12 protein-coding genes and 1 tRNA gene are annotated in these 15480 nt (G+C 29.4%); 10 read left to right on the forward strand and 3 right to left on the reverse strand.

The genetic code is table 11. The annotated features are described in order from the left end of the window. Nucleotides 1-85: 85 nt before the first annotated feature. From trmL to pduL, 7 genes are all read left to right on the forward strand, one after another. Nucleotides 86-553, forward strand: a complete 468-nt coding sequence (gene trmL, locus ACTQYZ_RS09285) for a tRNA (uridine(34)/cytosine(34)/5-carboxymethylaminomethyluridine(34)-2'-O)-methyltransferase TrmL (RefSeq protein WP_441021625.1) — start codon at nt 86-88, stop codon at nt 551-553. 59 nt (nt 554-612) lie between these two features. Continuing rightward, on the forward strand, nt 613-2316 hold the full coding sequence (locus tag ACTQYZ_RS09290) for a Na/Pi cotransporter family protein (protein WP_441021624.1): 1704 nt from the start codon (nt 613-615) through the stop codon (nt 2314-2316). A 9-nt stretch (nt 2317-2325) separates the two neighbouring features. After that, entirely contained in the window at nt 2326-3246 is a 921-nt protein-coding gene (gene trxB / locus ACTQYZ_RS09295; RefSeq protein WP_441021622.1) for a thioredoxin-disulfide reductase, read from the forward strand. Between the two features lie 160 nt (nt 3247-3406). After that, nucleotides 3407-4435, forward strand: a complete 1029-nt coding sequence (locus ACTQYZ_RS09300; protein WP_441021620.1) for a BMP family ABC transporter substrate-binding protein — start codon at nt 3407-3409, stop codon at nt 4433-4435. 12 nt (nt 4436-4447) lie between these two features. Continuing rightward, nucleotides 4448-5515, forward strand: a complete 1068-nt coding sequence (locus ACTQYZ_RS09305) for a branched-chain amino acid aminotransferase (RefSeq protein WP_441021618.1) — start codon at nt 4448-4450, stop codon at nt 5513-5515. A gap of 26 nt (nt 5516-5541) precedes the next feature. Continuing rightward, the gene (locus tag ACTQYZ_RS09310; protein ID WP_441416476.1) at nt 5542-6762 is read left to right on the forward strand and encodes a peptidase U32 family protein; all 1221 of its coding nucleotides are present in this window, start codon (nt 5542-5544) and stop codon (nt 6760-6762) included. 91 nt (nt 6763-6853) lie between these two features. After that, nucleotides 6854-7426 carry a phosphate propanoyltransferase gene (gene pduL, locus ACTQYZ_RS09315; protein ID WP_329380582.1) on the forward strand — a complete coding sequence of 191 codons (573 nt, stop codon included), beginning with the start codon at nt 6854-6856 and terminating at the stop codon, nt 7424-7426. Nucleotides 7427-7451: 25 nt separating this feature from the next. On the opposite strand, the gene ACTQYZ_RS09320 is transcribed toward pduL, so the two are convergent. After that, nucleotides 7452-7664 (reverse strand): hypothetical protein, encoded by a 213-nt coding sequence (locus ACTQYZ_RS09320; protein WP_441416477.1) that lies wholly within the window; start codon nt 7662-7664, stop codon nt 7452-7454. 129 nt (nt 7665-7793) lie between these two features. Beyond that, nucleotides 7794-11444: a DNA polymerase III subunit alpha gene (locus ACTQYZ_RS09325; protein WP_441416478.1), complete on the reverse strand. Its 3651-nt coding sequence runs from the start codon at nt 11442-11444 to the stop codon at nt 7794-7796. A 138-nt stretch (nt 11445-11582) separates the two neighbouring features. On the opposite strand from ACTQYZ_RS09325, the gene lgt reads away from it, so the two are divergent. From lgt to ACTQYZ_RS09340, 3 genes are all read left to right on the forward strand, one after another. Further along, nucleotides 11583-12488, forward strand: a complete 906-nt coding sequence (gene lgt, locus ACTQYZ_RS09330; RefSeq protein WP_441021610.1) for a prolipoprotein diacylglyceryl transferase — start codon at nt 11583-11585, stop codon at nt 12486-12488. A gap of 2 nt (nt 12489-12490) precedes the next feature. Beyond that, nucleotides 12491-13342, forward strand: a complete 852-nt coding sequence (locus ACTQYZ_RS09335) for a class II fructose-bisphosphate aldolase (protein WP_441416479.1) — start codon at nt 12491-12493, stop codon at nt 13340-13342. 62 nt (nt 13343-13404) lie between these two features. Continuing rightward, nucleotides 13405-13480: transfer RNA gene (locus ACTQYZ_RS09340), tRNA-Trp, on the forward strand. A gap of 140 nt (nt 13481-13620) precedes the next feature. On the opposite strand, the gene ACTQYZ_RS09345 is transcribed toward ACTQYZ_RS09340, so the two are convergent. Beyond that, nucleotides 13621-15294 (reverse strand): DUF4153 domain-containing protein, encoded by a 1674-nt coding sequence (locus tag ACTQYZ_RS09345; RefSeq protein ID WP_441416480.1) that lies wholly within the window; start codon nt 15292-15294, stop codon nt 13621-13623. Nucleotides 15295-15480: the final 186 nt, after the last annotated feature.

Consider the following 15480-nt stretch of genomic DNA (forward strand, 5'->3'; position numbering starts at 1 on the left):
TATAAATACATAGTAAAATAAATTTAAAATATGATATATTATTTAAGATTTTTTTAATTTTATATAAGAAAAACGGAGATAATTTATGTTTAATATAGTTTTATTTAATCCTGAAATTCCACAAAATACAGGTAATATAGTAAGAACCTGTGCTGTAACAAATTCAAGACTTCACTTAATTAAACCTTTGGGTTTTAGTATAAGAGACAAGCATTTAAAAAGAGCCGGTCTTGATTATTGGAATGAAGCAGACATACATGTTTATGAAAATTTTGATGAATTTTTAGAAAAGAATGATATAAAAAATTTATATTTACTCACAACAAAAGGAGATAAAAATTATTCTTCTTTTAATTTTTGTGATAATGACTATTTTATGTTCGGGTCTGAAACAAAGGGGCTTCCGGATTTCATACACGAGAAATACAAGGATACGAGACTTAGGATACCTATGATACCAAAAGAGAATGCAAGATGTTTAAATTTATCCAACAGTGTTTGCGTGATTTTATATGAAGCCTTAAGACAGACAGAATTTAAACATATGAAATAAAATAAACTAAACTAAAAACAAACTAAATCAAACATTTATGTTATTGGGAGGAAATTGTTATGAGTGTTATGATGTTAATCCAGCTTTTTGGAGGTCTTGGGCTTTTTTTGTATGGAATGGACTTAATGGGGGAAGGGTTAAAAAAAGCCGCAGGTAATAAATTAAAAGATATTTTAAATAAAGTTACCAGTAACCCTATAAAAGCTCTTGCTCTTGGTACTATTGTTACTATAATTATACAAAGTTCGTCTGCAACTACTGTTTTGGTTGTTGGACTTGTTAATGCAAACTTAATGAGCCTTGTTCAAGCTGCAGGTGTAATTCTTGGGGCTGATATCGGTACTACAATAACAGGTCAAATTATAGCTCTTAATTTATCAGAATATGCACCTTTATTTATCGGTCTTGGTGCAGCAATAAGGATGTTTGCAAAAAAAGACAAAACTATACATTTAAGTGAATGTATACTTGGTTTTGGTATTTTATTCTTTGGAATAAGTGTTATGTCGGATGTGTTAAAACCGCTTGCGAATAATCCTATTTTTACTAATATGCTTATAAGTTTAGGTAAATATCCTATTCTTGGAATGTTTGCCGGTGTATTTGTTACTGCTGTTATTCAATCATCTTCAGCATCAATTGGTTTACTTCAAGCTCTTGCTATTGGGGGAGCATTCGCAGGTGTTGAAGGTTATGAAGCTTTAGGTGTTTTAATTCCGATTGTTCTTGGTATGAATATTGGAACATGTGCAACTGCAATGATTGCTATGATAGGTGTAGACAGACAAGCTAAACAAGCTGCTGTTTTCCATTTGATAACAAAAACAATAGGGGTAATTTGGATGATGACACTATTATTCCTTACAGGTGCATTCTCTGCAAATGGTGACAGTTTTGTATTTAACTTTATTCTTGATATTTCAGGAAGTGACCCTACAAAACAAATTGCGAATTTCCATACGTTATTTAATGTATGTAATGCAAGTTTGTTACTTTTCCTAAGTAAACCTATCATATCATTTATAGAAAAAATTCTTCCTGTTAAGAAAGAAACTAACGAAGAAGAAGGTTTCGAGTTAAAACTAAACGATATTTTGCTTGAAAATCCTGCTTTTGCTGTTTCAGAAGTTTTAAATGAAGTAGAAACAATGGCTGAACTTGCGTATAAATCAGTAAATCTTGCTTCTGATGCTTGTATAAATGATAAATATGACAATGAAGAAGAAGTAAAAATGTTAGAAAATTTAATTAATAAATATGAAACGGGTATTGCTGATTTTGTAATTAAGATTTCTGCATTGGATGCAAATATACAAAGTGCAGATTTTACGGTTCATTTACATCAAGTAATACATGATATAGAAAGAATCGGTGATTACTGTATGAGTATGATTAGGATTGCTCAACTTAAGAAAGAAGAAAACACAGTATTTAGTGAAAATGCAACAAAAGAACTTATGGGAATGTATGAAATGGTAAAAAATAATTTAAGATGTGCTATAGATGCATTCAAAGAAAAAGATATTGCAAAAGCTGTTAAAACAGATTTGGTTGAGGAACAAATTGATAAAAAAGAAGATGAACTAAGAATGGCTCATATCGACAGATTAAATAGAAAAGCTTGCACACCGGAAGCAGGTGTAGTATACTTTGACATAGTGGCAGATCTAGAAAGAATAGGTGACTATACTGCCCATATAGGAAGTTTTGTTAAAGAATATGTTGAGCTTCTTTCAAAAAGACAATTTGACATGCTTCCATAGGAGGTAAAAATGAGATATGATGTAATAATTATCGGTGCCGGTCCTGCGGGACTAAGTGCGGGGCTTTATGCTTCAAGGGCAACTTTAAATACTTTAATTATAGAAAAAGCTGTGGTTGGTGGACAAATTACAACAACTACGGAAATTGAAAATTATCCAGGTGCCAGTGAAGTAACAGGTCCTGAACTTGTTGAAAAAATGAAAGAGCAATGTTTAAGCTTTGGTGCAAAAATAATAAATGACGAAGTTTTAAGCATAGAAAAAAAAGATGATGGTTTGTTTTATGTTAAAGCAAACAAAGACGAATATATTTCAAAAAGTTGTATAATTGCTTCAGGTTCTTCTCCGAGAGAACTTGGAATAAAAGGAGAGAAAGAATATAGGGGAATGGGTGTTTCGTATTGTGCAACTTGTGATGCAATGTTTTTTACAGGCTTTGAAGTTTGCGTTGTAGGTGGTGGAGATACTGCATTAAAAGAAGCAATATACTTAACGAAATTTGCAAAAAAAGTTACAATTATTCATAGAAGAGATGAATTTAGAGGTGGAAAGAGCTGGGAAAAGAAAGCAAGAGAAAACGATAAAATTCATTTCCTTCTAAGCCATGAACCTGTAGAAATAATTGGTGAAAATGGTATGGTAACCGTAATAAAAGTTAAAAATAAAAAAACAGGGGAAATTTATGATTATAAAACAGACGGAGTGTTCATGTTTGTAGGTCATAATCCTAACAGTGATTTAGTTAAAAACATGGTTGATGTTGATGAAAGTGGCTATATAATAACAGATGACTCTCTTCAAACTTCAATAAAAGGATTGTTTGTTGCTGGAGATGTAAGGAAAAAATCTTTAAGACAAGTTGTTACAGCGGCTTCAGACGGAGCAATTTGTGCAACAGGGGCAGAAGAGTTTATTGATGAATTAAATTAAAAAAGTGTTATTTTAATAACACTTTTTTTTATTTATATTTTTTATTAAAATGATTTATAAATATAAAAATTAATATTATAAAAAACTTGAAAAAAATATGAAAAAAGCATAAAATAAATATATTATACAGATATAAGTATAAATAATTAAGAGGTTAAAAATGAAAAAATTTATTAGCATAATAATGGCTTTATTTTTTGCCCTGACATTGTTTGGATGTGGAGGAAGTAAAAAAGAAAGCGCAGTAAACAGTAAAAATGGTAAAGAATATAAAATAGCATATATGACTGATACATACGGAGCAGAAGAAAGTTTTAACAAACAAGTTATTGAAGGTATTAATGAATCTTTTGGAAATTATGAATATAGTTTGGATATTTATACTCCAAAGACAAATACTGAATATGAATCAATGGCAACATCTTTGCTTTCAGCTGCCCAATATGATTTGGTTGTGTCTAATTCATCGGCTGTATGTTCTGCTCTTCTTGCCGCTCAAAGCGAATACTCAGGTAGTAATTTAGGTTTTATAGGTTATAATGATGAAACAAACAATGCAATGAGTGTTACTTTTAAAAATGAAGAAGCAGCATTTTTAGCAGGAGTTTTGGCTGCATTAGAAACAAAAAGTAATGTAGTTGGTTATATTGGAGCTTATGATGATAGAGACCTTGATTACGAATATGGTTTCTTAAGCGGTGTTAAAGCTGTTAATTCTAAAATTAAAGTTAAAAAAGAATATATAAATTCTTATATGAGTGCAGAAGAAGCCGAAAAAAAAGCTGAAAAACTATATAATGATAAAGTAGATGTAGTATTTACTGTATGTGGAGCTGGGGCAATAGGTGTAAATAATGTTGCCAAAGAAAAAGGATTTAAAGTGATTGATTCAGATTTATATAATAAATCTGATAATGAAATAAAACTTGCACAAATAAACAAGGATTATAAAAGTGCAGTAATTTCAATTTGTGATGCCGTAATCTTTGAATCATATTCAAAAAGTTGTAGTGATTTAGGTGTACTAGACTCTGTAATAGATTTAAAGTTAAATCAGACTTTTTTTGATCAAAGTTCAAATGAATATACTACTATAGAAAAAGTAAAAAAAGATATGGCAACAAAGAATTTAGTTATTCCAACGGACGAAAAGTCTTTTAAGGCTTTTAAATATAACATTAACGATTAAGGAGAGATTAAAATGGATATAAAATATGAATTGGTAGAACAAAGAAAAGAAAAACCGGATCAAAACAATTTAGGTTTTGGTAATTATTTTACAGACCATATGTTTGTTATGGACTATACAGAAGGAAAAGGCTGGCATGATGCTAGAATCGTACCATATGGCCCTTTAGCGGTTGATCCTGCAACAATGGTTTTACATTATGCACAAGAAACTTTTGAAGGTTTAAAAGCATACAGAAATGAAAAAGGTGAAATATTATTATTTAGACCTGAAATGAATGCAAGAAGAATGATTAATTCAAATAAAAGAATTTGTATGCCAGGTGTGCCTGAAGATATGTTTATTGAAGCAGTTGAAGCATTGGTAAAATGTGAAAAAGATTGGGTTCCTACAAAAGAAGAAACTTCTTTATACATAAGACCATTCATGTATGCCAGTGAAGCAAGTGTTGGAGTTCATCCTGCAAAAACATATAAATTCATTATCATTTTATCACCTGTTGGTGCTTATTATCCAGAAGGTGTTAATCCTGTAAAAATTTGGGTAGAAGATGAATATGTAAGAGCCGTAAAAGGTGGTACTGGTTTTACAAAATGCGGTGGTAACTATGCTGCAAGTATAGCTGCACAAGTTAAAGCAGAAAAAAATGGTTATACACAAGTACTTTGGTTAGATGGTGTACACAGAAAATACGTTGAAGAAGTTGGAACAATGAATGCAATGTTTGTAATTGACGGTAAAGTTGTTACAGCAGCTCTTGAAGGTTCTGTTCTTCCAGGTGTTACACGTGATTCTATAATTCATATTTTAAAAGACTGGGGTTATGATGTTGAAGAAAGAGACTTAAGCATTGACGAATTAATGGAAGCAGGAAGAAATGGAAAATTAACAGAAGCTTTTGGTACAGGTACTGCTGCTGTAATCTCTCCAATCGGTGAATTATGTTATAAAGGCGAAAAAATCGAAATTAATGGATTCAAAACAGGGGATTTAACACAAAAATTATATGATACTCTAACAGGTATACAATGGGGTAAATTAGAAGATAAATATAATTGGACAAGAAAAATTAATTTATAATTTAATATAGAAAAGGAAATAAAAATATGAGTGAATTACTTGCTCCTGCTGGAGATTTAGAAAAATTAAAATATGCTTTTACCTATGGTGCCGATGCGGTATATTTAGGTGGGAAAAGTTTTTCGATGCGTGCTAATGCAGGGAATTTTACAATTGATGAAATTCGTGAAGGAGCACAGTTTGCCCATGATAGAAACGGTAAAGTTTATGTAACTATAAATATTTCAGCAAGAAATAATGATTTTACAGAACTTTCAAAATATATAAAAGAACTTGATAACGCCGGGGTTGATGGTATTATTGCCGCTGATCCCGGAGTTATTATGACAATAAGAGATACACTTCCAAATATGAAAATATCTCTTTCTACACAGTCAAGTACAACTAACTATAAAAGCATTGAATTTTGGAAAAGAAATGGTGTAAACAGAATTGTTCTTGCAAGAGAGCTTTCTTTTGAAGATATTAAAGGCATATGTCAAAATAAGCCTGAAGGAATGGAAATAGAAACATTTGTACATGGTGCAATGTGTATTTCATATTCAGGAAGATGTCTTCTTAGTAACTATCTAACAGGAAGAGATGCAAACAGGGGAGACTGTGCACAGCCTTGTAGATGGAAATATTCTTTAGTTGAAAGTACAAGACCGGGAGAAGAATTTCCAATTGAAGAACACAAAGAAGGAAGTTTTATCTTTAATTCAAAAGATTTATGTCTTATTAATCATATTCATGAACTTATTGAAGCTGGTGTAGACAGTTTTAAAATTGAAGGAAGAATGAAGAGTATATTCTACGTTTCAACAGTTGTAAATGCTTATAGAAATGCTATAGATGCTTATGAAAAAGACAGAGCAAATTACAAAGTTGATTCTAGTTTATATGAAGAGCTTACTAAAGTAAGCCACAGACAATATACTGAAGGTTTCTTCTTTGGAAAAGCTGATTCGTCTTCTCAAAATTATGGAACAAGTTCATATACAAGAAATTATGATTTTGTTGCTCAAGTTATAGGTTACAATGAAGAAAAAGGAATGTATGAAATAGAACAAAGAAATAAATTCTTTATTGGTGATGAACTTGAGCTTGTAAGACCAAGAGAAAAGAGCATAACTTTTAAAATAAAAGAAATGTATAATGAAAAAGGAGAAGCTGTAGAAAGTACTCCTCACCCAAAAGAAAGATTATTTATTAAAACTGATGGGGTTGAATTAAAAGAATTTGAACTTATAAGAAAAAGATTATAAGTTTTTAAAAAATATGTACAAATTTTGTGATTTGTGATAGAATATTCGTGGTAAACATTTAAATTAATTATTGAAGGAGAATTATAGATAGATGAAAACTAAAGTACCTGTAGGTCTTTCAAATAAACACGTTCATCTTAGTAGAAAAGATATAGATGCTTTATTTGGTGAAGGCTATGAATTAACTATAAAAAAACCTATTTCTCAACCTGGACAATTCGCTGCAGAAGAATTTGTTGATGTTGTAGGTCCAAAAGGTACGATAAAAATGAGAGTTCTTGGTCCTGCAAGACCTCATGCACAAATCGAAATTTTAGCAAGTGATACTTTTAAACTTGGCGTACCTAAAGTAATCAGAGATTCTTGGGATTTAGACGGAACACCTGGATGTATTTTAAGAGGTCCTAAAGGTGAAGTTGAAATTGATAAAGGGGTTATAGTTGCAAGCAGACATATTCACATGACTATACCTCAAGCTAAAGAATACGGCGTTAAAGATGGAGATATCGTTAAAGTAAGAGTTCCTGGAGAAAGAGGTTTGATTTTTGAAAATGTATTAATCAGATCTAATGAAAGATGTGGACTTGAAATGCATATCGATATTGAAGAAGGTAACGCTGCAGGATGTAAAAACGGCGATATGCTTGAAATTATTAGAGACTAAAAAAAAGACTGCATAAGCAGTCTTTTTATTTGTTTGGAGTAATTATTATATATTCATATTCTCCTTTTTCTTCTATTTTATTTGTTTCATTTTTGACTTCTTCATCAATTTTTTTGTTTACGATAAATTCTCCTTTTTCAGACATTGTATTTATTTTTTCTTTATCTTCATCTTTTTTATTTACTATAAATTCACCCTTTTCACTATTTAAAAAATCTCTGTTATTTTCGTTATCCATTTTCATCCTTCACTTTACATGTATAAAATATCTAAATGTTTACGATATATTACATTTTATCATAAATTGTAACAATATTGCTAAAAAAATTAATAAAAAAGCATTAAAAAAGAACCTGTTTAGGTTCTTTTATTTTATTATTATATTGTTTTTTCCAATAAGCTCAGCTAGTTCGTCAATTAATCCAAATTCAAGGCTTACCCACATACTTTTATCTGCAACATAAGATTTTTTTGAAACAGGGGAGAATAACACAACTTTTTTATCTCCTTTATATTTAACAAAGAGCTGTCTAATATCACTCATAGTTTTTGGACTTATTTTATTTAAAACAAGTATAAGCGATTTTCCCATTATTTTATTTGAATTAGCTTTTTTTATTTCAGGGGACTGAGCTGTTTTTTCAATTGTTTTAACTATTGGTGCTTTTGTTTTCTTTCTTACAGCAGGTGGTCTTGTTCTTTTATCTTCAAGGTCGTAAATTTTATCTGCAATAATCGAAACGCTTACTTCTTCATCTTCTTCTTTAACACTTACTTGACCTTTGATTATTACTTTGTTATCCGTTTGTAATATGTTTTTATATTCTTCAAAGGTTCTTGGGAAAACAACTATTTCCATGTCATCAGTCAAATCTTCAATACTCATAAACGCCATTTGTTTATTATCTTTTTTTGTATATATTACTTTAACGTTTGTTATTAAACCGCCAATACTTATGCTTTCTCTTTTGTTGCTATTATATTTTGAGTATTTATTTTGAACTTTTGGTTCTATTTCTCCTTCACTTTCATCTTTATCTTCACTTTTTTTCTTGCCGTACATATCATATACTTCATAAAGTTTCATGCTTGTATATTTATTAAGATCCTCTTCAAACTCTCTTAAAGGATGTCCGCTTATGTACATTCCAAGAACTTCTTTTTCGTATTTAAGTTTATCAGCATTTTCAAATTCACTCATTGTAGGGATATGCATTTCAATTTGCTCGTTTTCTTCCTGTGAAAGCATATCAAGAAGAGTTGTTTGTCCTGAAATATTTTGTTTTCTTTGTTTTAAAGTGTTATTTAAAAATTCTTCATAAATAGTATAAAGTTCTCTTCTGTTATTTCCAAGTGAATCAAATGCACCTGATAAAATAAGGCTTTCAACTCCTTTTTTATTTAAAGAGTGGAATTCAATTTTATTTACAAAATCAGGGAAGGACGTAAAATCTCCTTTTGTTTCTCTTGCTTCAACTATTTCTTCAATAGCACCTTCTCCAAGACCTCTAAGAGCAAGTAAACCAAATCTTACACTTCCGTTATCTACTGTAAATCTAGCATAACTTTTGTTTACATCAGGAGGTAATAACTCTATTCCTTGTTCTTTTAAGTGGTTCATGTATAACATTCTATCATCAGAACCGATATAAACAGTAATTAACGCAGCCATAAATTCAGCAGGATAATAAGTTTTTAAATAGGCTGTTTGGTATGAAATAACACCATATGCCGCAGCATGGGATTTATTAAATCCATATGATGCGAATTTTTCCATTAAGTCATATATTTCATTGCCTGTTTTTTCGTCTATTCCAATTGCTACACATCCGTGCACTTTTTCTTTATCTTCGCCTTTGTTATAAGCTTCTTCGTTACCGTGTAAGAATACTTCTCTTTCTTTTGCGATTACTTCATGTTTTTTCTTACCCATGGCTCTACGAATATTATCACTACGTCCCATAGAATATCCGGCTAAATCTCTAACTATCTGCATAACTTGTTCTTGATAAATGATTATACCATATGTTACGTTTAAGATAGGCTCTAAAGAAGGGTGAAGATATGTGATATTTTCAGGGTTATGTTTATTTTCAATATATGTAGGAATCATATCCATAGGTCCCGGACGATAAAGGGAGATACCCGCTATGATATCTTCAAAAGTATTTGGTTTTAGTCTTTGCATAAAGTTTTGCATTCCAGGGCTTGCTAATTGGAATACGCCTATTGTATCTCCTCTGCTTATTGTGTCATAAACGTTTTGGTCTTTAAAGCTGATATTATCAATATCTACATCAATACCTTTGGATAGTTTAATATTATCTAAAGTATGTTTAATTACTGTTAGGTTTTTAAGTCCTAAAAAGTCCATTTTAAGTAGCCCCAATTCTTCAACCGTAATCATGTTGAATTGTGCGGCTATACTGTCTTTATTTAGATATAGGGGAACATAATCGCTAACAGGTCTATCGGATATTATTACTCCCGCAGCATGAGTTGATGAATGTCTAGGCATACCTTCTACGGCTTTTGCCGTATCCAAAAGCTTAGTAATTGTAGGGTCTTCATCGTATAATTGATGAAGCTCAGGATTCATGTCTATTGCTTTTTGAACAGTAATTTTATTTTCATCAGGAATCATTTTTGCAATTTTGTTTGATTGTTCAAAGCTGATTCCCATACATCTTGCAATATCTTTTACGGCAGCTTTTGGTTTTAATGTTCCGAACGTAACAATTTGACTTACGTTATCAAATCCATATTTATCAATAACGTACTCTATTGCTCTATGACGATTTTCATAACAAAAGTCGATATCAATATCGGGCATTGATACCCTTTCTTTGTTTAAGAACCTTTCAAAGATAAGAGAATATTTTATAGGGTCAATTTGTGTAATATCTAGGGTATAACTGACTATACTTCCTGCAGCACTACCTCTTCCTGGTCCTACCGGTATACCGTGTGTTCTGGAATAATTTATGAAATCCCAAACAATAAGGAAATAATCGTTAAATCCCATATCGTTAATAACGCTTAGTTCATATTCAAGTCTTTCTGTTAGTTCTTTTGTGACGTTTTTATATTTTTTATATAAACCCTCGGTACATAATTTTTTTAAATATTCCTGTGATGTCATTCCTTCAGGAAGAGGGAATACAGGTAAGTGATAATGTCCGAATTCTATTTCAACATTACATCTTTCAGCGATTTTATGAGTATTTTCTATAGCTTCAGGGCAATATTTAAATAGTTCGCTCATTTCTTCAGGGGATTTTATATAAAATTCGTCATTTGGGAAACGAAGTCTGTTTTCATCATTTAGGTTGCTTGAAGATTGCACACAAAGAAGAACATCATGTGCTTCTGCATCAGTTTTTCTTAAATAATGAGAGTCATTAGTGGCAATAAGTCCTACACCATACTCTTTTGCAAGCTTAATTAATTCTTCATTTGCAGTTTTTTCTTCTCTTAAACCATGGTCTTGTATTTCTAAAAAGAAATTGTCTTTACCGTAAATATTAATAAATTTTTCAAGGTATTTTCTTGCCTCAGTCAGTTCTCCCGAATTGATTTTTCTTGGAATAACACCTGCTATACAGGCACTTGTTGCAATAATACCTTCTGAATATTTTTCAAGTAAATCAAAATCTGCCCTTGGTTTATAATAAAAACCTTCTGTGTAAGCAATTGATACAATTTTCATAAGGTTTTTATATCCAATATCATTTTCGGCTAATAAGATAAGGTGGAATCTTTGTCTGTCGTTTATTGGGTCTCTGCCTTTTCTATCTCCGGTTGTCATATATACTTCACATCCAAGAACAGGTTTTATCCCTTCTGCTTTACATGCTCTATAAAAATCTATAATACCAAACATATTGCCATGATCGGTAATTGCAATACTGTCCATACCCATTTCTTTAACGTATTTTGGTAGTTCTTTTATTCTGCAAAATCCATCGAGTAATGAGTATTCTGTATGTACATGTAAATGTGTAAATGGTATTGACATTATTTTATCTCCTTATCAAAAAACTAAAATTTATTATATAATATTTTAGGTAAAATTGAAATAATATATATATAAAAATATTTATAAATGAATGTATGTGTGATATAATTCCCATATGTATTTTTAGGAGGATAAAAAATGTTGACACCTAATCCAATAGCATTTTCAATCTTTGGAATTGAAATAAGATGGTATGCAATATGTATACTAACGGGAATAGTTCTTGCTCTTTTAGTAGGTTCAAGAACACTAAAAAAACTTGGTATTGATACTGATATTATATATGATTATTTGATAGTTTGTCTGCCTCTTGGAATTATTGGAGCAAGACTTTATTATGTATTATTTGAATGGTCTTACTATAGCAATCACTTATCTGATATTTATAAAATATGGAATGGGGGACTTGCTATACACGGCGGACTTATAGGTGCTTTTATAGGTATATATTTAGTAAGTAGAAGCAAAAAATTAAATGTCCTTTTCATTTTGGATATAGTAGCTCCTTGTTTCTTGTTAGCACAAAGTATAGGAAGATGGGGAAACTTCTTTAATATGGAAGCTCATGGCGTACAGACTACTCTTCCTTGGGCAATTAATGTTATTGATCCAGTACTTGGTTCAATTATGGTTCATCCTACATTTCTCTATGAATCAATTTGGGATTTTCTGGGATTTTTGCTTTTGTATTTCATAATAGACAAGAAGTTTAAGAAATATGATGGTGAACTTATTTGTTCTTATTTCATATATTATTCTATAGGTAGATTTTTTATAGAAGGTTTAAGAACAGATTCACTTATGATATTTGGTCTTAGAACAGCTCAGATTGTAAGTCTTGCACTTATAATTATTGGAATAGTTGGAATTATTATAATTAGAAAAACACATAAAAAAGAGAATATAAAATACAATGCAGAAGAGAATATTTGTTTAGAGAAAAGAGAATTAGATAATGTAACTGATATAAATACAGAAAAAACTCATGAAGATATGGAAAATACAGAGATTATAAAAAGTAAAGACAACTTAGGTAAGGAGTAATTATGGCACTTATATCATCAACACAGTTATTTAAAAAAGCAAAAGAAGAAAAATATGCTATTCCAGCTTTTAACTTTGAAAATATGGAAATGGCAAAAGGAATAATCGAAGCATGCAGCGAAGAAAATTCTCCTGTAATAATGCAGACAACAACTTCAACTCTTAAGTATATTGCTCCTGAAGTAGCTTATGAAATAGTAAATTATTATGCCAAAGAATATAATTTTGATATTGTTCTTCATCTTGATCACGGAGCAAGTTATGAGCTTTGCAACAGATGTATAGACGCAGGATATACATCTGTTATGATTGATGGTTCAAAACTTGATTTTGAGGAAAATATTGCTCTATCAAAAAAGGTTATTGATTATGCTTCAAAGTATAATGCTCCAGTTGAATGTGAACTTGGCAGGGTAGGAGGAAAAGAAGACGAAACAATAGTAAATGAAAAAGACGCACTTCTAACCAACCCTGACAAAGCTTTAGAATTTGCTGATAGAACAAATTGTTCATCTCTTGCAATTGCAATAGGAACGGCTCATGGTTTTTATAAAAAAGCTCCTAATTTAGATTTTGAAAGACTTGATAAAATAAATAAAATGGTTAGTGTTCCTTTGGTTCTACATGGTACAAGCGGAACTAAAGATAAAGATGTTAAAAAGGCAATAAGTCTTGGAATGTGTAAAGTAAATTATGCAACGGATTTAAGAGCTGCGTTTACAAAAGGTGTAAGAGATTGTTTAAAAATGGAAAGTATTTATGATCCAAAAGAATATAATAAAGCGGGAATTGAAACTTTAAAATTAAGAGTAAAAGAACTTATTGAAGTTTGTGGAAGTAAAAATAAGGCTTAATAAATTAAAAATATATATTGACATTTTTACAAAATTTGATATAATTTTATAGTGTCAAAAATAGGGGTATAGCTCAGTTGGTAGAGCAGTGGTCTCCAAAACCACGTGCCGAGGGTTCAAGTCCTTCTGCCCCTGCCATAAAGAAATTTAATCGGATGTATATCCGATTTTTTTATGATTATAAAATAAAATTATAAAAATAATTTCTAAAATTTATTTATAATAAAGTAATATAATAAGAAAAATTATATTAAAAAAGCAGGTTAAACCTGCTTTTTTTATTTTTTTAGTAAATAAATAGAGAAAGTACAATCTGATATGTTTTCTTCTTCTATTGAAAAATCTATTGAAGTAAAGACTATTCTCGTATTTTTATCTATATCATATGTTAACTTTTTATCAATGGTACCAATATTTTTGTTATTTTCATATAAATCATAAAAGTAGTCATATAAATCTATATTAATGCCATACTGGTTTATTTTAGTCCCTTCAATCCATAGATCATACATTTTGCTGTATCCTTTTATGCTTATTTCTTCTCCTTCATAATCATGATAAAAAGAGAAATATTCTATATTTTCATCTTCATAATATTCTTCATCTCTAAAATCAGAAAATTCATATGTTTCTTTAAACTTAAATCCATACAAATTTTCTGTATCAGTTTTTTCTATAATACTTTTTACAAAGTCTGATTTTTTTCCAGCTGAATGTACAAGATATTGATGACTGCTTTGTATTATTTGTTTATCTTCATCACTTAGGTTATTTGATTTTACTATTTCGTTTCCCTTTAACATATCATTCTTTTTAAGAACACTTATAAGCCTTGATTCTTGATTGAAGTTTGAAATATTATAAATGTTAAGGGGGGATAGGGTAAAGATAAATATTATAACAGCAGCTATTAAAAACGGATTTTTTATGTTCTTTTTCATAATTGAATTAACAAGGAAAATTATTCCTATAATTATAAACATAAGTGATAATACCCTTGTTTCAGTAAGACCGTAGGCATTTAATCTTATATATATAAATATAAGCTGAGTTATTATTATTGGTATCATTAAATAACCGCCATATTGTTTATATAACATACTGTATTTATCTTCTTCATTTAAAAGATTTAAATATAGGAATACAAAACCAAGTAAAGCGAGAGAGGCAAATATATTTATTTCTCCCACAGGTAAGTTTAATGTAATTATTATTTTAAGAATATAAACATATAGTATTCCTATAAGAACAATAAATAGAGGTAATAAAATATTTTTGATTATTACCTTATAAAATTTAGGGATAATTATTTCACTGTCTTTTTTCGGTATTGACACTAAAATTAAACTTATATTAACAAATATAAAACATAATTTAGCTAAAATTACATAAATATATATTGTTTCCATTGGTAAAATAAGTACACTAAATGCGGTTATGCAAACTGCCATACCAATAAATAAAATTGTAGATATAAATCCGCTTATTGTGACACTTTTTATTAGATGTGAAAAAAGAGTTTTTTCATTTTCTTTGTAATATAAAAAATATATTGATAAACATATAGTTATTAAAATAAAACTATAATATACTAGATTAAGTCGATTATATTCATAAAATGTTACATAATATAAATTAAAAACCCTTTCTTGAGGTAATCTATACATAACAACAGACCAAAAAACAGAAACAATCAAAGATATTATAAAAGATACAATATTTTTCTTTTTATTTGAATAGATCTTTTTATTCTCTATAAATATATTTACAAGAATAGATATAAAAATACCTATAAAAAATCCATAATATAAAGAATAATGTTTAATATTAAGAAAATCTAAATCTAAAAGATAAGTAGCAATTAGATAAAATAACAAGAAAATAAATGTTGAACAAAATCTTGTATAGCTTTCTTTTAATCTCAGGTTAAAAGACTGTAAATTCACTTTCATAATAATTTCCTCCTTAAATTATGTTAATTATATCATTAATAAATGTTTAAAATTCATATTTAATAAATACTTAATTAAAAGTTAATTATTATAATTTAATTTTCACAAATAATTACTATGTAATTTACAATATATAGTAATTATGTTAGGATTATATTAAAGTAAAGTATTATAATAACATAAAAA

Origin of the sequence: Anaerofustis sp. LCP19S3_F7 (assembly GCF_052119445.1) — a bacterium.
Taxonomy (GTDB): Bacteria; Bacillota; Clostridia; order Eubacteriales; family Anaerofustaceae; genus Anaerofustis; species Anaerofustis butyriciformans.

Excerpts from the sequence above, each read along its gene's own strand:
- trmL (WP_441021625.1), top strand. The coding sequence starts at position 86 with ATGTTTAATATAGTTTTATTTAATCCTGAAATTCCACAAAATACAGGT.
- ACTQYZ_RS09290 (WP_441021624.1), top strand. The coding sequence starts at position 613 with ATGAGTGTTATGATGTTAATCCAGCTTTTTGGAGGTCTTGGGCTTTTT.
- trxB (WP_441021622.1), top strand. The coding sequence starts at position 2,326 with ATGAGATATGATGTAATAATTATCGGTGCCGGTCCTGCGGGACTAAGT.
- ACTQYZ_RS09300 (WP_441021620.1), top strand. The coding sequence starts at position 3,407 with ATGAAAAAATTTATTAGCATAATAATGGCTTTATTTTTTGCCCTGACA.
- ACTQYZ_RS09305 (WP_441021618.1), top strand. The coding sequence starts at position 4,448 with ATGGATATAAAATATGAATTGGTAGAACAAAGAAAAGAAAAACCGGAT.
- ACTQYZ_RS09310 (WP_441416476.1), top strand. The coding sequence starts at position 5,542 with ATGAGTGAATTACTTGCTCCTGCTGGAGATTTAGAAAAATTAAAATAT.
- pduL (WP_329380582.1), top strand. The coding sequence starts at position 6,854 with ATGAAAACTAAAGTACCTGTAGGTCTTTCAAATAAACACGTTCATCTT.
- ACTQYZ_RS09320 (WP_441416477.1), bottom strand. The coding sequence starts at position 7,664 with ATGGATAACGAAAATAACAGAGATTTTTTAAATAGTGAAAAGGGTGAA.
- ACTQYZ_RS09325 (WP_441416478.1), bottom strand. The coding sequence starts at position 11,444 with ATGTCAATACCATTTACACATTTACATGTACATACAGAATACTCATTA.
- lgt (WP_441021610.1), top strand. The coding sequence starts at position 11,583 with ATGTTGACACCTAATCCAATAGCATTTTCAATCTTTGGAATTGAAATA.
- ACTQYZ_RS09335 (WP_441416479.1), top strand. The coding sequence starts at position 12,491 with ATGGCACTTATATCATCAACACAGTTATTTAAAAAAGCAAAAGAAGAA.
- ACTQYZ_RS09345 (WP_441416480.1), bottom strand. The coding sequence starts at position 15,294 with ATGAAAGTGAATTTACAGTCTTTTAACCTGAGATTAAAAGAAAGCTAT.